The 19,248-nt window shown below is 51.5% G+C and carries 22 protein-coding genes and 1 tRNA gene; 11 read left to right on the top strand and 12 right to left on the bottom strand.

Annotated elements, in window-relative coordinates; all coding sequences use genetic code 11:
* The first annotated feature begins 65 nt into the window (after positions 1-65).
* A complete protein-coding gene (locus tag D5366_RS09390; RefSeq protein ID WP_141493280.1) occupies positions 66-584 on the top strand; it encodes an SspB family protein in 519 nt (172 codons plus the stop codon).
* A gap of 54 nt (positions 585-638) precedes the next feature.
* Positions 639-1,031 carry a VOC family protein gene (locus D5366_RS09385; protein WP_141493278.1) on the top strand — a complete coding sequence of 131 codons (393 nt, stop codon included), beginning with the start codon at positions 639-641 and terminating at the stop codon, positions 1,029-1,031.
* 2 nt (positions 1,032-1,033) lie between these two features.
* On the opposite strand, the gene D5366_RS09380 is transcribed toward D5366_RS09385, so the two are convergent.
* The 3 genes from D5366_RS09380 to D5366_RS09370 all read right to left on the bottom strand — a co-directional run bounded on the left by D5366_RS09380 (position 1,034) and on the right by D5366_RS09370 (position 2,986).
* Positions 1,034-1,252, bottom strand: coding sequence for a hypothetical protein (locus tag D5366_RS09380; protein WP_141493276.1), 219 nt, complete (start codon positions 1,250-1,252; stop codon positions 1,034-1,036).
* A 65-nt stretch (positions 1,253-1,317) separates the two neighbouring features.
* Positions 1,318-2,115, bottom strand: coding sequence for an ABC transporter ATP-binding protein (locus D5366_RS09375; RefSeq protein ID WP_141493274.1), 798 nt, complete (start codon positions 2,113-2,115; stop codon positions 1,318-1,320).
* A 13-nt stretch (positions 2,116-2,128) separates the two neighbouring features.
* Positions 2,129-2,986: an ABC transporter permease gene (locus tag D5366_RS09370; protein WP_141493272.1), complete on the bottom strand. Its 858-nt coding sequence runs from the start codon at positions 2,984-2,986 to the stop codon at positions 2,129-2,131.
* 208 nt (positions 2,987-3,194) lie between these two features.
* On the opposite strand from D5366_RS09370, the gene D5366_RS09365 reads away from it, so the two are divergent.
* From D5366_RS09365 to D5366_RS09355, 3 genes are all read left to right on the top strand, one after another.
* A complete protein-coding gene (locus D5366_RS09365) occupies positions 3,195-4,565 on the top strand; it encodes a lytic transglycosylase domain-containing protein (protein WP_141493929.1) in 1,371 nt (456 codons plus the stop codon).
* Positions 4,566-4,677: 112 nt separating this feature from the next.
* Entirely contained in the window at positions 4,678-5,190 is a 513-nt protein-coding gene (locus D5366_RS09360; protein ID WP_240775409.1) for a peroxiredoxin, read from the top strand.
* Between the two features lie 3 nt (positions 5,191-5,193).
* Positions 5,194-5,763: a DUF1643 domain-containing protein gene (locus D5366_RS09355; protein ID WP_141493268.1), complete on the top strand. Its 570-nt coding sequence runs from the start codon at positions 5,194-5,196 to the stop codon at positions 5,761-5,763.
* Between the two features lie 28 nt (positions 5,764-5,791).
* On the opposite strand, the gene D5366_RS09350 is transcribed toward D5366_RS09355, so the two are convergent.
* Both D5366_RS09350 and D5366_RS09345 read right to left on the bottom strand, forming a co-directional pair.
* Complete coding sequence (locus D5366_RS09350) at positions 5,792-7,288, bottom strand: carbohydrate porin (protein ID WP_141493267.1); 1,497 nt, start codon at positions 7,286-7,288, stop codon at positions 5,792-5,794.
* A 222-nt stretch (positions 7,289-7,510) separates the two neighbouring features.
* Positions 7,511-7,596, bottom strand: a tRNA-Tyr gene (locus D5366_RS09345).
* A 68-nt stretch (positions 7,597-7,664) separates the two neighbouring features.
* On the opposite strand from D5366_RS09345, the gene rlmB reads away from it, so the two are divergent.
* Complete coding sequence (gene rlmB / locus D5366_RS09340) at positions 7,665-8,453, top strand: 23S rRNA (guanosine(2251)-2'-O)-methyltransferase RlmB (RefSeq protein ID WP_141493265.1); 789 nt, start codon at positions 7,665-7,667, stop codon at positions 8,451-8,453.
* A 92-nt stretch (positions 8,454-8,545) separates the two neighbouring features.
* Here rlmB and D5366_RS09335 read toward each other — a convergent pair whose 3' ends face one another.
* Positions 8,546-9,619 carry an alkene reductase gene (locus tag D5366_RS09335; RefSeq protein WP_141493264.1) on the bottom strand — a complete coding sequence of 358 codons (1,074 nt, stop codon included), beginning with the start codon at positions 9,617-9,619 and terminating at the stop codon, positions 8,546-8,548.
* Between the two features lie 92 nt (positions 9,620-9,711).
* Between D5366_RS09335 and D5366_RS09330 the strand changes: the two genes are divergently transcribed.
* Positions 9,712-10,020 (top strand): ArsR/SmtB family transcription factor, encoded by a 309-nt coding sequence (locus D5366_RS09330; protein WP_141493262.1) that lies wholly within the window; start codon positions 9,712-9,714, stop codon positions 10,018-10,020.
* Positions 10,021-10,032: 12 nt separating this feature from the next.
* Here the strand turns inward: D5366_RS09330 and D5366_RS09325 are convergent, their stop codons facing one another.
* Positions 10,033-10,395 (bottom strand): hypothetical protein, encoded by a 363-nt coding sequence (locus tag D5366_RS09325; protein ID WP_141493261.1) that lies wholly within the window; start codon positions 10,393-10,395, stop codon positions 10,033-10,035.
* Here D5366_RS09325 and D5366_RS09320 point away from each other — a divergent pair.
* A complete protein-coding gene (locus D5366_RS09320; RefSeq protein WP_141493259.1) occupies positions 10,394-11,362 on the top strand; it encodes an RluA family pseudouridine synthase in 969 nt (322 codons plus the stop codon). The genes D5366_RS09325 and D5366_RS09320 overlap by 2 nt on opposite strands.
* A 246-nt stretch (positions 11,363-11,608) precedes the next feature.
* A complete protein-coding gene (gene rpoH, locus D5366_RS09315) occupies positions 11,609-12,502 on the top strand; it encodes an RNA polymerase sigma factor RpoH (protein ID WP_141493257.1) in 894 nt (297 codons plus the stop codon).
* 40 nt (positions 12,503-12,542) lie between these two features.
* On the opposite strand, the gene D5366_RS09310 is transcribed toward rpoH, so the two are convergent.
* The 3 genes from D5366_RS09310 to gap form a co-directional block, all read right to left on the bottom strand.
* Complete coding sequence (locus D5366_RS09310) at positions 12,543-12,926, bottom strand: hypothetical protein (protein WP_141493255.1); 384 nt, start codon at positions 12,924-12,926, stop codon at positions 12,543-12,545.
* Between the two features lie 203 nt (positions 12,927-13,129).
* Positions 13,130-14,344, bottom strand: a complete 1,215-nt coding sequence (locus D5366_RS09305) for a phosphoglycerate kinase (protein ID WP_141493253.1) — start codon at positions 14,342-14,344, stop codon at positions 13,130-13,132.
* 2 nt (positions 14,345-14,346) lie between these two features.
* A complete protein-coding gene (gap, locus tag D5366_RS09300; protein ID WP_141493252.1) occupies positions 14,347-15,366 on the bottom strand; it encodes a type I glyceraldehyde-3-phosphate dehydrogenase in 1,020 nt (339 codons plus the stop codon).
* 184 nt (positions 15,367-15,550) lie between these two features.
* On the opposite strand from gap, the gene D5366_RS09295 reads away from it, so the two are divergent.
* Entirely contained in the window at positions 15,551-16,006 is a 456-nt protein-coding gene (locus tag D5366_RS09295) for a hypothetical protein (RefSeq protein WP_141493251.1), read from the top strand.
* A 5-nt stretch (positions 16,007-16,011) separates the two neighbouring features.
* On the top strand, positions 16,012-16,824 hold the full coding sequence (locus D5366_RS09290) for a glycosyltransferase family 2 protein (protein ID WP_141493250.1): 813 nt from the start codon (positions 16,012-16,014) through the stop codon (positions 16,822-16,824).
* Here the strand turns inward: D5366_RS09290 and D5366_RS09285 are convergent.
* Together D5366_RS09285 and D5366_RS09280 are read right to left on the bottom strand one after the other, a co-directional pair.
* Complete coding sequence (locus D5366_RS09285; RefSeq protein ID WP_141493249.1) at positions 16,810-17,850, bottom strand: exodeoxyribonuclease VII large subunit; 1,041 nt, start codon at positions 17,848-17,850, stop codon at positions 16,810-16,812. The genes D5366_RS09290 and D5366_RS09285 overlap by 15 nt on opposite strands.
* A gap of 89 nt (positions 17,851-17,939) precedes the next feature.
* Positions 17,940-19,244: an amino acid permease gene (locus tag D5366_RS09280; protein ID WP_141493247.1), complete on the bottom strand. Its 1,305-nt coding sequence runs from the start codon at positions 19,242-19,244 to the stop codon at positions 17,940-17,942.
* Positions 19,245-19,248: the final 4 nt, after the last annotated feature.

The raw sequence follows: 19,248 nt of genomic DNA, 5'->3' as shown, positions 1-19,248 counted from the left end.
ACTGCGCGTACCTAGCGCAGACCTTTGGAAGACCTTTATCTGAAAACTTTCATGGTTTTGCGCTCATGAGTGACGATCACAACGACGGCTTCGACACAGATCTACCCGAGAGCTTGCTCCCTTACGATTTATGGCTTGAAGAAGCTTACAAGCACGTCATGTGCAGCGCGCTCTCTCACGTATCAGAGCACGGCCTGCCCGGCGAGCACCACTTTTACCTAACATTCAGAACAAATGCCCCGGGCGTTAACATCCCCAGCCGGCTGCTTGCACAGTACCCGCACGAAATGACGATTGTACTGCAGCATCAGTTTGCCAATCTGAGCGTGAACCAAGATCGGACCCAAATTAACGTCACCCTATCTTTCGGGGGCGTTCCAAGCCCGTTACTCATTCCGACATCAGCGGTCGTAGCCTTCGCTGACCCGCATATGCATGTAGCTTTCCGCTTCTCCGAACCTGCACCGCAGGACGCGGAAGTAGAAGACGAGAACAAAGCGACAGAAGAAAGCGTTCAAGAAACACCCCCCGGCGACGCAGAAGTTGTCAGCTTGGCCGCTTTTCGCAAGCGCCCACCCAACTAACGTCGCTTTTTGAACGAAGAGTTTCCCGACCTGTAATTTGTGGGCTTATTCCTCATGCGCTTTACCGTAGACCGCTTAGATCATATCGTCTTAACCGTCCGCGATCGTGACGTTTCAGCCTCTTGGTATCAGCGTGTACTTGGAATGGATATCGAGGAATACGGCCGCAACAACAGAGTGAGCCTCAATTTTGGTGGGCAAAAAATTAATTTACGCCCAGAAAGCTCTGAAGGTTGGCAAACAGCGGAAGGAGCACAGCCGGGTACATCGGATCTGTGCTTCACTACCGCGATTGAAAGCGCTCACATCATTCAACATCTTGAAAAATGTGGCGTCCGGGTCGTTGAGGGGCCAACCTCACGTATTGGTGCGCTCGGCCCACTCACATCTGTTTATTGCCACGACCCAGACGGCAATCTGGTTGAAATAGCATCCTATAAAGGATGATTTCACCAGTTTTTGGAAATCATCCAAAATTCTTCTGACGTCAGCGTAACAGCATTGCTGCCCTCTGTTTCAGACGCAGCAACAGCTAGGGCACCAATGCGCTCAATCATGAGCGTTTTGCGTTGATGCGCTTCTGATTTCTCTTCTGTCTGGGACAGCGCCTTCAAAGCAGACTGAGCGGCCTTGGCAACACGCGCTGCATCAACTGAAGCATAAGCCATAATTTATTTCTCCTTCAAACACTAAACGCTGTGCATAGCGCAGAGGCACCGTGGCTGCAAAAGGCTCATTGAGCTTTCTTTAAAAATTCCTCGTAGGCTTCCAAAATATCCTCAGCAGGCCCATCCATTTTGATGCAGCCGCCCTCCATCCAAACAATGCGGTTGCACCATGTCCGCAAGACACTCAATGAGTGCGAAGCAACCACAACAATCTCCGCTGACGAAACCATAGAAGACAAGCGTTGCTCAGCTTTGTTTTGAAAGCGCTGATCTCCCGCCATGAACCACTCATCCATCAGCAGAATATTGGGACGCGGCAAAGTTGCCAACGCAAACCCCAAACGCACCCCCATACCTGAGGAGTAAAGACGAAGTGGAAGATCAAAAAACAGGCCTAAATCTGAAAACTCTTCTACGTCTTTTTCCATTGCTTGGACTTCAGATTTCTTAAGGCCCAACCTCAAAGCAAAAAGTCTGAAATTCTCGCGCCCTGTCAGTTCGGGGTTCATTCCGGCTTGAGGGTCAATTAAAGCATGGCGCTTTCCCTCAACATCAACCCGCCCAGCACTCGCTTCGTAAATACCAGCCAACACACGAAGCAAGGTTGTCTTGCCTGCACCGTTATGCCCGATAAGCCCGACACGATCCCCCGAGTTGATAGAGATATTGAACCCTGAAAGCGCCTGCACGAGCAGGCAGCCGCTGCCAGCCTCATCCAAGGACATTGTTCCGCCCACTTTGCCTTGGCGTATTTTTTGAACAGAGCTCTTGGCACGTGAGAAAACTGTTTTTTTAAGAGATCTAGACGCGCCATGCAAAACCGGGAACGTCAAAGACACGTCACGTAAGTGTATGTGTGTCACCAAGGACCCCTATTTACATCCAAAAAACAACGCGATTTCGCGCCTTACCGTAAATTAACGCCGCTACTGCCCATAATGCTACACTGGTCCCAAGCGCAATGAACCATAGCGCCTTGTCGGGCATATTTCCGAGCAAAGGCTGCCTGAAGATTTCAATCATAGCGTAAAATGGATTCAGCAACAGAAAACGTGCATAGCCATGAAGCTGGCTGGGCGCCCATATGATGGGCGTAACGTAAAAAACAACCTGCATAAGCGCGCCAACAATCGGCGGAATATCCCTGAACCTTGCGCATAAACAACCCAAGGCTAAACATAAGGCCAACCCATTAAATATCCACAACATAGCTGCCGGCAATGTCCATAAAAGCACAACTCCGGGCCATATTTTGAAAATCGCACACACACCTATCGGGACCACAATATTGTGTGCAAAAATTATCATATTGCGAACGACAACCCGCACGGCGAAAAGTGGCAAGGGCAAGCGGTTCGCCCTTATCATCGCATCCGCCTCAATCAAGCAGCCGCAAGCATCTTGCACCACTGTCGCAACCCCGGTTTGCCAGAGCATCAAAGATACGGCCAAGAATGGCAAATACGTAGCGAGGTTCATATGAAAGAGCCTGCTATACAGCCCTCCCATTGAGGCCACCATAATTGCCGAAACTACGGTTAGCCAAAAAGGCCCGAGAACAGACCCCCTGTAGCGCAACTTGACGTCCAACCAACCAAGCGCCAAGCCCAATTTTAACAAACGCCCCGTCTCCACTACATCGTCACGCAAAACGTGGAGGAGTTGGGAGGACCTGCTCTCAGCAGTGATGTCCGATAATCGGTCGATTGAGGTCTCATCAGGAGCAAGCGTCATATTGCTCCACTAAACAATTAGCTTTTAGACAGCAAGCTTGAGAATATTTTTAAGAAATTGCCACAAGCAGCTCGAAACTCTGGCCCCTTCGGTGCGCACTACATACAATCCGAACGAAGATTTACACCTTGTTTCTCAGTTTTGCCGCATTCATATTCTAACGGATAGAACGACTTTGACCAACCAACCGCTAGGTGTCCCGCTGCCCATGCCCAGCCCCACCCACACCGACCGTCTTAAAAGCCAAAAATTCAGCGTCATTCGCTATGGCGTGGCTTTTGGGGCCATAGGCCTACTTGCAGCCTGCGCGGACCAAGCGGACGTTTCTCCTTCCGGCACACCATTACCTGTCATACAGGAAGCCGAGCACTATCAAGCACACGCAAAGTCTTATTATGCACCTCCAGGGCCACCGAGTGACCCTTGGGGGCCCTATATCCACGAGGCGTCAGACCGCTTCGACGTGCCCGAACGCTGGATACGCGCAGTAATTGAGCGCGAGTCCGGAGGGCGTCTTTTCGATTCTAGCGGCCACTTCACCACCTCCGTTCCCGGCGCCATGGGACTGATGCAGCTCATGCCGCCCACCTACGACGACTTGCGTTACCAATACAGCCTGAACGATGACCCCTATGACCCTCACGACAACATTTTAGCGGGCACAGCTTACATCCGCCAAATGTACGACATTTATGGCTCACCGGGGTTTCTTGCCGCATATAATGATGGCCCCGGCAGCCTCGACAGCTACTTGAGGCGCGGGCGGGCATTGCCACGCGAAACACGACGCTACGTCGCGTCGATCGGGCCAAAAATCGCTGGCTATTGGCCTCACAACCGGTCAGCGGCTGATCTCTTGGTCTCCCAGCACGACCCGAATACTCGCTCCTCCGCCGCCGATGACGACAACTCAGACGACGCACCCGCAACAACACCATCCGGCGGTGGAAACCAAAGCGTAAGCGCAGCATGGGCCCAACGCGAACAGACAGCACAAAATGACGCCCAACCTGCTCAAACGGCCGTCGTCCCTACGGCAGCACCAGCAAATACTCCGTCTGACGTCAGAGCAGCTTGGGCAGCGCGCGGTATTCACGCGGCACCGCAGCCGACGCCAACAGCGCCCCACGTCAACGCCCCTCCCCCACAGCAAACAGACGATAACAGCATTAGCGATAACCGCGTAACTGCCCAAATGTTACCCGTCGGCCACCGCCTTAAAGCTCAATCGATTGTTGCAGAGGTTCCGGCTTCAGGCATTCATTACAAACTTGCTCCAATACCGCACGCAGCTAACCCTGCTCCAGCGAGCCCAGCCCCGGCGCGGGGACTATGGGCAATCCAAGTTGGCGCTTACGGCTCTCCAGCCCAAGCACATACAGCAGCCAATAACGCTAAAAAATCTTCCTCTCTCAGCGCCGCCTCTTACGCGAATGTTCAGGTTTCACCAACGCATACTGCCCGCGGAGCACTCTATAGAGCCCGCATAACAGGACTTTCGCACGAAGCAGCAGAAGCCGCGTGCCAACGCCTACAAAGCCACTCAGCCTGCGTTGTCGTACCGCCTGAAACCTTCTAATATGCCGCAGTAAGGCATTTGTTTGACGTTATTCGCACTTTTCCTAGGATTGACTGTCATGAAAAAAATTTCCAACACCTCTTTAAAATGCGCTCTTACCCTCGGCGCTGTTATGCTTGGCGCAAGTCTCTTTGCTCCACAAACTGCTCACGCAGCACTTGATGCCAACTCCCCTGCACCAGACTTTTCAGCTCCCGCAAGCATGGGCGGGCACGAGTTTCCTTTCCACCTGAAAGAAGCCCTTCAAAAAGGACCGGTCGTTCTTTACTTTTACCCAGCAGCATTCACGAAAGGCTGCACGATCGAAGCCCATGATTTCGCTGATGCTGTCCCTGACTTCAAAGCCGCTGGAGCGACAGTCTACGGAATTTCGATGGATCCAATCGCAAAACTGAACAAGTTTTCGGTCAGCGAATGCCGTTCAGCCTTCGGCGTTATCGCAGACCCTGACGGCAAGATTACTGACAGCTACAAAGCAAAAATGCCATTGCTGCACATGGCAAGCCGCACCTCTTACGTCATCGCACAGGACGGACATGTCGTTCTCACCTACGCATCAATGTCCCCCGATGAACATGTTGAGCGCACACTGGCGGCCGTCAAAGCTTTACAAAAACAGCATTAATTTATGAAAGACCTCTTCGGCGCGTACCATAATGTCGGAACAGCGAAGCCTTTAAAACTCGCTGACGACATTAAAAGTACCGCCGTTTATGGCGGAAAAAACGATTGCTACCGCTACAGCCTCAAGCGCGTGTGGCAAGAAAATGCCCCAAAATTAATGTGGCTGATGATGAATCCGTCCGTTGCAACTGAGTTTGGCGATGATCGTACCGTCGCCAAATGTCAGCGATACGCTCGTCAATGGGGCTATGGGTCCATTCTTGTGGCCAATAGCTTCGCTTACCGTTGCACTGACCAAAAACGTCTTATCGAAGTCGAAGACCCTATCGGCCCTGAGAACGATTCCAGCATAGTGGAACTTGCGCGAGAGGCAGATCTCGTAATTTTAGCTTACGGGTCCCCCCAGATACGGCAATTGAAGGCCAGAGGAACGGAAGTCGCTCTTTTGCTAGAACAAAACGGCATCACGCTAAATGTTTTACGTTTGAGCAAATCTGGTCGCCCAGAGCATCCACTCTATCTACCCGCCGATTTGCGACCATTTCCGATCGAAGCTAGCACACTACAAAAATAAAAAAACCGCCCCGTAGGGCGGCTTTTTATTAGAACGTAATGCCGGTTTCGAGCCCTAAAATGATAGGGTTTTTGTAGCGATTAGTCCCGCCGGGGCTCCAATAATACTGAATACCAGGCCGCATCAGCAGCCAAGGCATTGGGCGCCAACCATAGTTGAATTCTACAGATTGCTCACCTGAAGGACGCAGAAGGTCTGCACCGTTCTTTTGCATCTGTCGCGCCCAGTTAGTGAGCTTCGCGTTTACCCAACCAGACTTCATACCCAAACTCAGAGTATCATTAGGACGGCTTGCGAACGTGCCCTTCCGAACAACACCAAACGTCACATAATATGGAACAACAGACGTGCGCGGATCACCCCAGGTGAAAGAACCAAAAAGAGCCGTGCTGCGCTGCGCATCATTGGCATCACGCTCAATCATCCGGTCAGCCTGTACCCAGCCACCAAAACGGCCACGAACCTTCGAAACTGGTGCTGATTGCAGATATTTCGGATCAATCTCGAAGCTAGAGAGTTGAGAATAAACATCTTTAACTTGAGATGAGTCCCAATAACCACCAATTTTAATATTCGTTTGGAGCGGCCCCGTAAAGTCGTTGTCTCCGCCTCGGTGCCAACCCAACTGGAACGGTACAAAAGTACCCGTTGCACCATGAAGGTTCATCTTCCAAGCGTTATGGGTGTTAGATATTGTCGGATCGACGGAATACGCACCGAAAGAAATCAAATATTCCTTGTTCCCAGCGGGATAAAATTTAATCCACGCGCCCGGATGAGACGTAGGATAGTAGCCATAACCTGAGTTCATCGCGATTGATTGCGGCATACCGCAAATCGCATTCGATTCAAATTGGCAATACAGGTTTCCGCCCCAGTAAATAGATGATTGTTCAAAATCATTTTCACTGTTGATATTACCAACTTCAGTCGAAACGTAATTATTCCAAGGCATTTCCCAAGAAAGACGTGTCAAACGTACCGTTTCACCCGCACCGAAAATTTCCTGTGGGCTGTTCATAACAGGCAGTTTGGACGTAATACCCAAGCCTTGGCGGGACGTAACAGCAAAATGGATGAAGCCTACGCTGTAGCCTGTGAGTTTTTTGATATCGGCATCGATCGCAACGCCAAACTCATCCGCATAACGAACATTCTTTGAACGACCACCACGAGGGTTACCAACGGAATCTTGAAGATAGTGCCCGTTGATTATGATGCCGTGTCGTGCGAGACGTGTTCTTAGGCCAGCCCAGTTGCCTGTCATCGTGCTTTGAGTAAGCCAGTCATGCATACTAGCTGGAAGAAAATGATCTTCTGTAGTGTCTGAAACTTTAGGAGTACCTCTACTGTATGAAACCGGAGACACACGACGAAGAACCGGCGTAAATACAATATTGCTTTTTACTTCTTCTTTAACAGGCGCTTTCGCTTCTTGGGAAAAGGCCTTTTCACCAGATGGTATAACGCTCAAGACGCACAAAAAGCTGAAAATACTCGTTTTTTTGCTTATATATTGCTGCATTTCCAGCAATTTCCCCCATAGCGACGCATTTAAATGATTTAAACGCCTTTTTAACGCCTGATTTAGTCCTGAACTAGTACTATATAGAGCACAAAATTGTGAACTCAGAGAACGTATAAAAAAATTTATATTTGCGCAAAAAGCACAAAAAAGAGATATATTCATTACTTCCCTGCGGAAGAACGAATACTTACTCTTTTCTAATTTTTAAAGAAAGCGTCCTGGTGGAGAGAGTTGGATTCGAACCAACGTAGGCGTACGCCAGCGGATTTACAGTCCGCCCCCTTTAGCCACTCGGGCACCTCTCCGGGACAGGCGGATAGATAGGTCACATCTCTGGGTATGTCAAACGCTTTTTTTCGATTATATAAATTTTATGGCTAGACGCACTTCCTCCCCCTCCCCAAAGCGTATTTCCCTCCCCAAGGAAATTGACGCTTCCCCCTCCTCCCGCACGGCGCGCCCAAACCGTAACCAACCCGGCTACTGGATTTATGGACACCATGCCGTTGAAGCAGCACTGAACAACCCTGAGCGCGTAATTCATGAGTTCCTCGCTACTCAAGAGGCGTCCGCTCAGTTTCAGCATGCGCGCGTAACTCCTCAGGTTGTAGACCGTGAACGCCTCGACCGTTTGTCTGACCGGGACGCCGTTCACCAAGGCGTATGCTTACGGGTGGAACCTTTGACACCGCCACATTTTCTGGATGCACTGGAAAAGCCCGGCCCTGTCTTAGTATTAGATCAGGTCACCGACCCACGTAATATAGGTGCAATCCTAAGATCAGCAGCAGCTTTCGGTGCTTGCGCAGTTTTGGTTCAGGATCGGAACACCCCACAAGAAAGCGGCTCAATGGCAAAGGCTGCCTCGGGCGCTTTAGACACTGTCCCCTTACTGCGGGAGGTAAACCTCGCCCGCGCCCTCGCTTCTTTGCAACGCGAAGGTTTGTGGATTGTCGGCCTTGATGCCGGAGGCATTCGCTTGGATGGCAATGCCTTTTCAGGCCGACGCGTCGCATTAGTCCTCGGCGCAGAGGGCGCCGGCTTGCGCCGCCTGACGCGTGAAACCTGCGATGAGATTGCTAGCGTCTACATGCCGGGGAATATGGAGAGCTTAAACGTCTCCAACGCTGCCGCTGTCGCTTTGTACGAGTTGGCGCGCTAAATCTCTAATATTATACGTTTGGGGCGCAGAGTGCATTCTCTGCGCCCCAAACAGTTTTATACTGCGCTACACTTTATTATAGGCAGGCTAAATTACCCTGCGGCAGGATAGTCCGTATAACCTTCAGCGCCAGGCCGATACCATGTCGCCATGTTATCTTTAGCCAAGGGCAGGTCGCGCTCGAGACGCTCGACTAAATCAGGGTTGCCAATAAACTTTCTGCCAAACGAAATAGCATCAGCCACCCCAGTCTCTACTTCGGCAAGAGCTTCTTCGCGCGTGTAGTCTTGATTCAGCACCAGTGGCCCTCTGAAAGCCTTGCGAATAACAGGGGAAAGCTTTGGCTGGTCCGTCTTACCAAACGTGCCATTTACACCCGGTTCACGCAATTCCAACCAAGAAACTCCCAGTTGATCCAAAGCCTCCGCAGCCGGCACGAACACCGCTTCCGGATTAGAATCTATGCATCCTTGAGAGTCACCATTTGGGGACATGCGAACGGAAACACGGTCAGCACCAGCAATAGAAATAACACGCTCAACAACCTGTTTTAAAAGGCGAATACGGTTCTCTGGTGTGCCACCATACTCGTCATCTCGCTGATTGGTGCTATCCCGCAAAAATTGATCAATCAGGTAACCATTAGCTGCGTGCACCTGCACACCATCAAACCCGGCAGCCAATGCGTTGCGCGTTGTTTGCTCGTAGTCGTTTAAGATGCGTTCAATGTCTTCAATCGTCAAAGCGCGCGCAGTTTCGTAGGTTTTTTTACCTTCGTAGGTGTGAGCCTCACCCGGCGCGGCCGTAGAAGACGCCGAAACAGGCTGCACTCCAGTTACCGAAGAGTGTACTGCCCGGCCCATATGCCAAAGCTGGCAGACAATTTTTCCGCCATGCTGATGCACACCAGCTGTAACAAGTTTCCAAGCTTCCACTTGTTCATCAGACCAAATGCCTGGAGCATTGGGCCAGCCAAGCCCCTCACGGGAAATCCCGGTTGCCTCACTGATAATAAGCCCTGCCGAAGCGCGCTGGCTGTAATATTCTACCATAATCGCCGTTGGAACAGCGTCCACCTGCGAGCGCGCACGGGTGAGCGGAGCCATGATGACGCGGTTTTTAGCGTCAATGCTACCCAGTTTTATGGCGTCGAAAAGAGATGACATGACTGAACTCCTGCCTTTGGCGTAGGTTTAGTTCGATAAGAATCGAACCTTAAAAACATTGCCAAAAGAAGGCAAGCAAGGATATTTGCCTCATGCCCTGTCCAGATCACCCCTCCCTTGCGACCATAGATATTCTTACCGTGCTGCGTGCGTTGGCCGACCCAATGCGTTTGGCAGTTGTGCGCCAGCTCCACGAGCAGGGTGAGGCGACCTGCGCCGAACTGCTGCGCAACCGCCCAAAATCCAGCATGTCTCACCACTTTCATGTCTTGAGAGATAGCGGAATCTTGCACACGCGCGTGGAAGGCCTTCATCACTATAACTCCCTCCGTCGACAGGAGCTGGACCAGTATTTCCCGGGCCTGATGACGTCGATTCTCCTAACGACGAAAGAAAGTTAGTGCGCTCCTTGCCTAACGCGCATTTGCGAAAATAAGTTCAGAAACAACCCGTGCGTTTGTCGGGTCCCAAACAATCAAACGCCCTCCTGCGTCCCCCTGAACAGTGATAGCCAAGCTGCCATCGCTCAATGGCGTAACCTGCCCGACATGTTCATTACTCATAAGGGGAATGGTGGCCTTGCTCGGCAATTTTGTCGCGGACTCAGAAGAAAGCTGCGCGCTGCTATGCCCATGAGCAATACGGGTAATTATGACCCCCACCAGAACCACAACCCCTATAACGATGAGCACCCCCATGCCGATAACAAACGCCATTAACGTTTTTGAGACCCCGGACTCGCCGTTTTGCTCTTGTTTCGGTACATATTGATTCATGTCTGACCCTCTTACACCCTATACACTCATCGTCGACGCTCATTGCTCAGGGCAGAGAGTCGATCGTGCACTTGCTGAAGCCATCGGCACGATTTCCCGTTCCCGGGTCAAGAGCCTGATTGAAGAAGGACACCTTCAAAAGAACGGTGCCAAGGCCGATAATCCGTCTGAAATCCTGCGCGATGGTCAGGTATTTGTTCTTTCCTTTCCTACCCCTACCCCAGCAAGACCCGAGCCCGAAAATATCCCGCTTACAATTTTGTACGAAGACCGGGACCTTATTGTGATCGACAAACAGGCGGGGCTAGTGACGCACCCTGCGCCCGGTAACGAACGCGGCACCCTCGTCAATGCTTTACTCGGACATTGCGGGGAAGGATTTGAAGGAATAGGCGGAGAAAAACGGCCAGGAATTGTTCACCGCCTCGATAAAGATACTTCTGGCGTGATGGTCATCGCCAAAACCTCACTTGCCCACAACGCTTTGTCAGAAGCCTTCGCCGCCCGAGACATTGACAGAGCGTATCAAGCACTTGCTTGGGGTATTTTGCCAGCAACAGGCGAGTTCGACGGCTCGATAGGACGGGATAAGCGCGACCGTAAGCGCATGGCTGTCGTTACGAGCAACGGTAAGGTCGCCCTCACGCGCTTTAAACTTTTGAGCAGCTACCACAATTCCGTTTCTCTAGTTGAGTGCCGCCTCGCCACCGGCCGCACCCACCAAATTCGCGTGCACTTAGCACATGACGGCCACCCTCTCGTTGGAGATCCCGTCTATTTACGGCGTATACCCGCTGCTGCCCGTGGCCTCCCCACAGAAGCACGTGAAGCCGCATTAGACTTTCCGCGTCAGGCGCTACACGCCGCTCGGCTTGGATTCATACACCCAAGATCCGGCAAAAACCTCGAATTTGAGACCCCTCTACCCGAGGATTTTCATAACTTGCAGCGCTCATTGATCGGGTGAGCCTTTTTTAACATTTGACTTATTCGGTTTCACCTGTCATAAGACAATCAGTCTAGATGGAGTGACGCACCTCTGGAGTGGACCGTACCGCTTGCAAACGCTCGTTCAGAGGATGCAGGCGGGGACACCAAAAAATCCCGACCGCGTCACCTGGCCAAGAAACCTTAGGCCGTCTCGTTCGTAGCTTACTATACCTGCAACGGACATTCGGCCTCGGGTTCTCCCAGGCGAAAGGAGTGATCGTACATGGCATCTCCCGCCGTCATCTCAGTTGGCCCAGAGAGCAATCTGAGCCAATATCTGCAGAAAATTCGTAAGTTCCCCTTGCTAACACCGCAAGAGGAATTGGACCTTTCTCGCCGCTGGAAATCTAAGCAAGACGTAAAAGCAGCGCATCGCCTTGTCACTTCCCACCTGCGCCTGGTTGCCAAGATCGCAATGGGCTACCGTGGTTATGGTCTGCCCGTAAGCGAGCTGATCAGTGAGGGCAACATCGGTATGATGCAGGCTGTGCGTCGTTTCGACCCCGACCGTGGCTTCCGCCTTGCTACCTATGCGATGTGGTGGATCCGCGCGGCAATGCAAGAGTACATTTTGCACAGCTGGTCCCTTGTCAAAATGGGCACCACGGCCTCGCAAAAGAAGCTCTTCTTCAACCTGCGCCGCCTCAAAGGGCAGATGCAGGCTATTGATGACGGTGATCTTCGCCCTGAGCAGGTAACCGATATTGCAACAACTCTTGGGGTTCCCGAGCAAGACGTTCAATCTATGAACCAACGTCTCGCTGCGCCAGATCATAGCCTTAATGCCCCCCTACGACTGGACGGCGATGGCGAATGGCAAGACTGGCTGGTTGACGAGCACGAGAACCAGGAAGAAAGCTTTGCTGACACGGAAGAGTTTAACGGCCGCAAAGCACTGCTCGACCAGGCGTTGATGACGCTTAACGAGCGCGAACGGCACATCCTGTCAGAACGTCGCTTGAAAGAAGAGCCAGAAACTCTGGAAACACTCTCACATCACTACGGCGTATCTAGAGAGCGTATTCGCCAGATCGAGGCACGCGCCATGGAAAAACTTCAGAAGGCTATGGCTTCCGAAGTGGCACGCAGAAGAAAAGAAAGCGGGCTTCAAAACTAAAAAGGTGAGCTCACAACGAGCTCACTTTTCTACCTAAAGCTTACTGGGTTAAAGGAACCGTCAAGGCCAAACCGCCCGAGATATCTCCTTTGCCACGACGATTTTCGCCATCATGGGCATTAGCCTGCATGCCGTTAGCGTTGGCGATTCGCCTGTGGTAGAATTCTGGCTTGAGGTAAGGGTCCGTATTATTCTTCTGCACTACAGGTGCGGCCATATCATCATCCGGCAAGGGCGCCGGAGCAAAACCACTCGGCATCGGGGCTGCTTTCACCGCAATTTGAACACCCGAGGGAAGACTGCGCATTAGAGATGCCCCTACACGGGTATCTGCCTGTACTTGAACAAGTTTTGTGTCTGTATAAAGCTTTTGAAAAGATGGGTCCTGCGCTTTGGTCTGGGCATGCGCGTGTGTCGCGAACATTACTCCTGCGATAGCTGTAAGCAATCGCTTGAAAGGCACCTGGACCATCTGGGCGGACATTCCGTTATTTCGTATCGATAAACAAACTATGCGCTGATTTCTGCCCAATAAGCAATCGTTCTAACGGCTTTGTGTCAGACAGAAATGAAAAGTTAACCAAAACGGAAAGTGCCGCGCACCCTTGGGCGCACGGCACAGTTCGCTTAGCTCAAGCCAAGTTCCTGCCCTGTAACGCGCAGAACCTCGATACCTGGAAGGACTTTACCCTCCAGCCACTCGAGAAACGCGCCACCAGCCGTTGAAACATAGCTCATTTTGTCAGCAGCACCCGCATGGCGCAAAGCCGAGACAGTGTCACCGCCGCCAGCAACAGTGCGCAGTTGCCCCAACTCAGTCAGACGTGCTGCTTCTTGGGCCACTGCAACAGTCGCCTTATCGAAAGGCGCAATCTCGAAAGCCCCAAGCGGGCCGTTCCAGACAAGCGTCTTCAAACCTGCGAGACGTTGCTTAATCAGTTCAACCGTTTGTGGACCAGCATCAAGAATCATCGTATCTGCAGGAACTGCATCTACGGGACATACCTCTGATGCTGCCCCCGCCTTGAACTCACGCGCAACTACAGCGTCCACAGGCAAAACGATTTCACAACCAGCGTCTTTGGCTCTGGCCGAAATTTCGCGCGCAGTTGCGTGCATGTCCTGCTCTTGCAGAGACTTGCCAACGGATACACCCTCTGCGGCCAAAAATGTATTCGCCATGGCGCCGGTGATGAACAGAACATCAACCTTAGCCAAAACGTTCCCGATCAAATCCAGCTTCGTGGAGATCTTTGATCCCCCGATCACAGCACCGACCGGACGCTCAGGGTTTTCCAAAGCAGCCGAAAGAGCCGATAATTCAGCTTCCATCAAACGCCCAGAGAATGAAGAGAGAGCGTGAGCAACCCCTTCAGTCGAAGCATGTGCACGATGGGCCGCAGAAAACGCGTCGTTTACAAAGACATCGCCGTTAGCGGCGAGTGCTTTTGCAAATTCAGCATCGTTGGCTTCTTCACCTGCGTGGAAACGTGTGTTTTCCAGCACCAAGATGCCGCCATCTTTCAACTCGGCAACGGCACTTGCCACTTCTGGCCCAACGCAGTCAGCGACAAATGCCACTGGTGCATCTAAGACTTCCCCGAGCTTCGCAGCGATAGGACGCAGCGACATTGCCGGAACAACCTTACCTTTCGGCCGGTCAAAATGGCTCAATACGATAACTCGCGCGCCCTTTTCAGACAATTCGCGGATCGTGGGAGCCACGCGCTCTAAGCGCGTCGTGTCGGTGATGACCCCGTCATGCATCGGCACATTCAGATCCGCCCGGAGAAGCACGCGTTTGCCGCGTGCCTCCAGACTATCCAGCGTGCGGAAAGCCATGATCAGAGGCTCCCGAACAGAACTGCCGTGTCGGCCATACGGTTAGAGAAGCCCCACTCGTTATCGTACCATGCGCAGATACGAACCAGTGCGCCACCGTCAATCAAGGCTGTTTGCGTTGCATCATACGTTGATGACGCCTTGCAATGATTGAAGTCCGTGCTGACCAGCGGTGCTGTATTGTAGTTCAGAATGCCCTTCAGCTTACCCTCTGAAGCCGCAAGCACAACTTCGTTCACTTCCTCAACAGAGGCTGGCTTTTTGGCCGGAACGAAATCCAACGATACCAGCGATACGTTCGGTGTAGGAACGCGGATAGCTGTACCGTCCAGCTTGCCCTTCAAATGGGGCAGTACAAGACCCACCGCACGAGCTGCGCCCGTTGACGTTGGAATCATGTTCAATGCTGCTGCACGTGCGCGGCGTGGGTCCTTATGTAAGGTGTCCACCGTACGTTGATCGCCCGTGTAAGAATGGATTGTGACCATGTAGCCGCGCTCAATGCCAAATGCTTCGTCGAGAACACTGGCAACAGGGGCTAGACAGTTCGTTGTGCAAGATGCGTTTGAAATAATTTTCATGTCAGGTGTGAGGGCATCGTTATTCACACCGAAAACGATTGTCGCATCAACATCCGTAGCCGGAGCAGAAACAACAACGCGCTTTGCGCCCGCTTCAAGAAGAGCAGCTGCCTTATCACGTGATGTGAAAAGACCCGTGCACTCCATCGCGACGTCCACGCCCTGAAAAGGCACTTTTGAAGGGTCGCGTTCAGCTGATACCGTAATCGGCCCGTAAGTACGGCCGTTTGCTTCGATAACCAGGCTGCTACCCTCAGCGCGAACCTTCCCTGGCAGTGGGCCATGCACACTATCATATGCCAAAAGGTGAGCGTTCGCTTCTACTGAGCCAAGATCGTTGATCGCAACGACTTCCACATCTGTGCGTCCGCTTTCGATGATGCCACGAAGGACAAGACGACCGATACGTCCAAAACCGTTGATTGCAACTTTTACTGCCATGGCTGCGTACTCCGCATGTCGTAAGAACCGGCAATACCCATAGCACCACTGTCAGGAAGCAACAGGGGGTCATGACAGTTTTTCGACATAACTCAACTTCAAACTTGTCCTAGCTGCTGGTTGCTGTAACCTGATATGGTAACAAATAGCCGTATCTATAATTCTGCACAGTCTTAGGGGCCGCATGCGATCGCGTTCTTTTTACCTGACCATTTTTGCGCTTTTAGCCACCACACAGCTCGGTGGATGCAAATTAATTGATCAGCGTACTTTCGACTCGCATGCTGGGCGCCCGCCAAGCCCTCCCCCTCCACCAGCACAAGCCGTACAGGCTCCTAAAGCTCCTTTCCTGTCCATCGCGGATGGCACGGCCGAGAGCGAATACGGACCGGTTGTTGATCATGCTGCGAGGGTTGCTTTGCAGCACAAAAGCAATGTCCTCTTCATTGTGCGTGCTTTGACGCCCCCACAACCTACTGTGGCCGAACAGCAGGCTCTGCTGGCGAAACTGTCCAAGGGACTGCTCAACTCTGTGTCCCAGAAAATTATCGCTGCTGGTGCAAAACCCTTACAGCTCGAACTTCACGCCGAAACAGACGTTTCTGTTCACACCCCAGTCGTCCGCGTCGAGCTACGATAAGCGCCATGCAAAAAGCGACCTGTGCAGTCCTTACATATAATGCAGAGCATGTTCTGACTGAGTGGGTCGCATGGCACATTTTACAAGGTTTTCACCGCATTCTCATCATTGATGCGGGCTCCTCTGATCAGACACTTCCAGTTGCTTATTCTTTGACAAATCAGGTCGCCGTCGAAATATTCGAATATCGCCCCAAGAAAAAAGCACGGACATACCAAACTCGGAGCAAGCTCATAAAGCTTGCACTGGACAATACCCCCCCTGATGAATGGCTTATTATTTTAGACCAAGACGAGTTTTTTAGCGGAATTGATTTCATTCCGGCGCTTACAGAGCAAGACAATAGCTTTGGAATAAAGTGGAAAGTCTTTGGAAAAAACCACAACAAAAACCAAGCCACGCCATATACGTCACAAATAACACATTGCGCAGCAGAGGCTTTTCCTGATCACCTCGGTGGGCGTTTCTTCATATCCCCATCAGATCGTCATTTAGCAGAAATACCCTTCTGGGACAGCACGTCACAAAATCACATTACCCAAGTAACAAAAGCGCATCAGGCGAGAGTTCTGCACTACCCGTGGCTATGTGACCCCACTATGCCGCAACCCTTAGCGGACTACTATGACGTCAAAGACAACGAAGACTTTCAAGACGAAGAGTATTCACAAAAATTGAGCGCAATGATCGCCCAAATTACATCTCCTGCCCCTCTGCCCGCAGATTCAGAAGTAGAAGACGACTTTGTAGAATTTGAAACCTTCACCATTAGAAGGTTACGCCCATCGGAAGAGGAATTGAATTTACTTAAAGACTGATACGACCAGAGTGAAAACGATACCCAGCAAAAAAATTATACAGCCAAAACCCAGCCTTGCCTGCAGCGACAATGCAGGCCTTACGGTAGAAAGCTCTTCAACACTTTCCCTTAAGGCGGCAATTTCTTCCATTTGCGCGCGCTCCTCTTCGTGCACGCGCCATAACCGTACGTTTCTAGAACGTATATAATTCCCAGCTTCTTCTGCGCTGGTTGTATTGTAATCGGCAACTCTTGAGGCAAATCTTCGCTCAACCTCGCTTTCCATCGCAAAAATACGGTGCGCGCTTACCCTCGTCAGAGCCTCTAAAAAAGCTGCATCGTCGAACCATATTTCCGGGAAGCTCCGCGTCCCGCCGAGAATAACCAATACAGTCTCACGACACGTTTCAATGGCAGCCAGCAAGCGGTGCATATTGTCGTGTTCTAAACCAACAAAACGGGATTGATCTGCTGTCACACCACTCCCAAGCGCTGAGCAAAATTGAGCTAACGTCGTCTCACGCTCGGCTGCGGGGTATACAACTAACATGCTGAATGCCTGTATAGCCGGGTATTCTTGCCGCTCATGCGGTAGCTGCCGCATGAGAGTCAGAAGCTTTTTATCCGCTTCATAAACACTATCCCGAATTGGGTCACACCGCTCAAGCGCTATTGCTTCAAAACGAAGTACGGCCTGCCCACGCTGCCCACGAGCTCTTAGAAAACCACTGACGCGGACTTCGTCTCCAGCGACTGCACCGCTAGCTTCGAAGGCATTTGTCCGAATATCGACCGCAATAGAAGTGCCGAATGAGGAGTCCGTCAGGGACAACTGGAGCGCATCGCGCTCAAAGCCAGGAACCGCAGCCCCGAGCTTACCCCCAACTAAAAGCGGGTAGTGCCACGTATCAAAACTCGTGCATATTTCTTCAAGCCGGGCAGCAAAAAGGTCTTGTACCTGTAACGGCGACAAAACAGGCAGAGCCGCACTCTGAGCGTGCGCCCTACTTTCAACACGAGAAGAACGGCGCGGGAAGGCTTCCATACCTTCCCTATGGCAAATTTACCCCGAATCCGACAAGAGTCTGGAGGGCAAACTCGCCATATAAATAACCAATATTGTTATTTTTTCTTCTAAGAACGTGACGAGAACCTAGAACGGACCCGGTCAGCCAATAAAATAAGCAGTAAAGCACCAAACCCAATACCAATCTGGGAGCGAGTTTCCATTTGCAGCGCCATAGCAACGAGCACGCACCCAATAACCGCCAAGCCAAAATAACAGACCCAACGACCTTGCTCGACCACCTTCAACCGCGCCAAAATAATAACGGCATTGTAAACAAGCATAAAGCCACCCGTCAGGCTGACCAAAAGCGCAAAAATCTTATCGGGAGAGATAATAGCGGTTACAGCAATCAACACAGCCACTCCAACGCATGTCAGCAAGGCGCGCCGTGGTAGCTTAGTCTTTTCATCTATTTTCAAAAATATGGCGGGCGCGCTTCCACCCTCTGCCATCTCAAATAAGATGCGCGACGTAGCGTAAATGCCAGAGTTCAGCGTTGAAACCGCTGCTGTTAAAATCACGACAAACAATGCCGAGAAAGCAAAAGGCACATGAAAGCGGTTCAGCACCAACAAGAAAGGTGACTGCCCCGGCACAACATCGCTCCAAGGCACCAAACAAAGGATCAAACCGATAGTAAGGAGATAAAAAACGCCAATCCGCATTGGGATCGTTCGGGCTGCCCGCGCAATATTTTCCTGCGCATCCTCTGTTTCTACGGCAGCAATAGTGGCGATTTCACTCCCACCCATAGAAAAGAGAATGGTCGGCAGCACGGCAAGAAGAGCCAGTGGACCATGCGGTAATAATCCACCATGATCCATTAAATTGTGCTGAATATTATTAGCCGGGTGCGTACCAACTAGCCATGCACCAATCGCGATAAAGGAAACTAACGCAACAATTTTAACAGTCGAAAACCAGTATTCGAATTCACCATAGCCTTTGACAGACAATAGGTTGATTCCTGTCATAAGACCAATAATAGCCAACTCCAACACCACATAAGGTACTGGTACATATGGTGCCAGCATGTTGGTAATCGCTATAGCCTCAACAGCAAGCACAATAATCCAGGTGATAAGATACGTCCAACCTGCCACGAACGCCATGCGCGGCCCTAAGGCCTGCCGGATTTGCCCCAGAAACGAATGCCGCCCCGGTACCGCGAAAGCTAAATCCCGCATCATCAAATTTGTTACGTAGACAAACAAACCACACAACACATAAGAAAGCAGCACCATTGGACCAGCCAAGGAGAGTGCAGCTGATGAACCAATGAAAAAACCTGCCCCAATCACACCACCCAATGCGATCATAATCACATGGCGCGTGCGAAGGCTTTGGGCGAGCTGGCCGTCTTGTTGCATGAAA

It is taken from the genome of Neokomagataea tanensis (genome assembly GCF_006542335.1).
Classification (GTDB): domain Bacteria; phylum Pseudomonadota; class Alphaproteobacteria; order Acetobacterales; family Acetobacteraceae; genus Gluconobacter; species Gluconobacter tanensis.
This window is presented reverse-complemented; position numbering and strand designations above follow the sequence as displayed.

Coding starts and splice junctions, on each gene's coding strand:
- rpoH (WP_141493257.1), top strand. CDS start 11,609: ATGGCATCTCCCGCCGTCATCTCAGTTGGCCCAGAGAGCAATCTGAGC.
- D5366_RS09390 (WP_141493280.1), top strand. CDS start 66: ATGAGTGACGATCACAACGACGGCTTCGACACAGATCTACCCGAGAGC.
- D5366_RS09280 (WP_141493247.1), bottom strand. CDS start 19,244: ATGCAACAAGACGGCCAGCTCGCCCAAAGCCTTCGCACGCGCCATGTG.
- D5366_RS09330 (WP_141493262.1), top strand. CDS start 9,712: ATGCCCTGTCCAGATCACCCCTCCCTTGCGACCATAGATATTCTTACC.
- D5366_RS09385 (WP_141493278.1), top strand. CDS start 639: ATGCGCTTTACCGTAGACCGCTTAGATCATATCGTCTTAACCGTCCGC.
- D5366_RS09370 (WP_141493272.1), bottom strand. CDS start 2,986: ATGACGCTTGCTCCTGATGAGACCTCAATCGACCGATTATCGGACATC.
- D5366_RS09295 (WP_141493251.1), top strand. CDS start 15,551: ATGCGATCGCGTTCTTTTTACCTGACCATTTTTGCGCTTTTAGCCACC.
- gap (WP_141493252.1), bottom strand. CDS start 15,366: ATGGCAGTAAAAGTTGCAATCAACGGTTTTGGACGTATCGGTCGTCTT.
- D5366_RS09305 (WP_141493253.1), bottom strand. CDS start 14,344: ATGGCTTTCCGCACGCTGGATAGTCTGGAGGCACGCGGCAAACGCGTG.
- D5366_RS09365 (WP_141493929.1), top strand. CDS start 3,195: ATGCCCAGCCCCACCCACACCGACCGTCTTAAAAGCCAAAAATTCAGC.
- D5366_RS09290 (WP_141493250.1), top strand. CDS start 16,012: ATGCAAAAAGCGACCTGTGCAGTCCTTACATATAATGCAGAGCATGTT.
- D5366_RS09355 (WP_141493268.1), top strand. CDS start 5,194: ATGAAAGACCTCTTCGGCGCGTACCATAATGTCGGAACAGCGAAGCCT.
- D5366_RS09310 (WP_141493255.1), bottom strand. CDS start 12,926: ATGTTCGCGACACACGCGCATGCCCAGACCAAAGCGCAGGACCCATCT.
- D5366_RS09325 (WP_141493261.1), bottom strand. CDS start 10,395: ATGAATCAATATGTACCGAAACAAGAGCAAAACGGCGAGTCCGGGGTC.
- D5366_RS09285 (WP_141493249.1), bottom strand. CDS start 17,850: ATGGAAGCCTTCCCGCGCCGTTCTTCTCGTGTTGAAAGTAGGGCGCAC.
- D5366_RS09335 (WP_141493264.1), bottom strand. CDS start 9,619: ATGTCATCTCTTTTCGACGCCATAAAACTGGGTAGCATTGACGCTAAA.
- D5366_RS09320 (WP_141493259.1), top strand. CDS start 10,394: ATGTCTGACCCTCTTACACCCTATACACTCATCGTCGACGCTCATTGC.
- D5366_RS09350 (WP_141493267.1), bottom strand. CDS start 7,288: ATGCAGCAATATATAAGCAAAAAAACGAGTATTTTCAGCTTTTTGTGC.
- rlmB (WP_141493265.1), top strand. CDS start 7,665: ATGGCTAGACGCACTTCCTCCCCCTCCCCAAAGCGTATTTCCCTCCCC.
- D5366_RS09360 (WP_240775409.1), top strand. CDS start 4,678: ATGCTTGGCGCAAGTCTCTTTGCTCCACAAACTGCTCACGCAGCACTT.
- D5366_RS09380 (WP_141493276.1), bottom strand. CDS start 1,252: ATGGCTTATGCTTCAGTTGATGCAGCGCGTGTTGCCAAGGCCGCTCAG.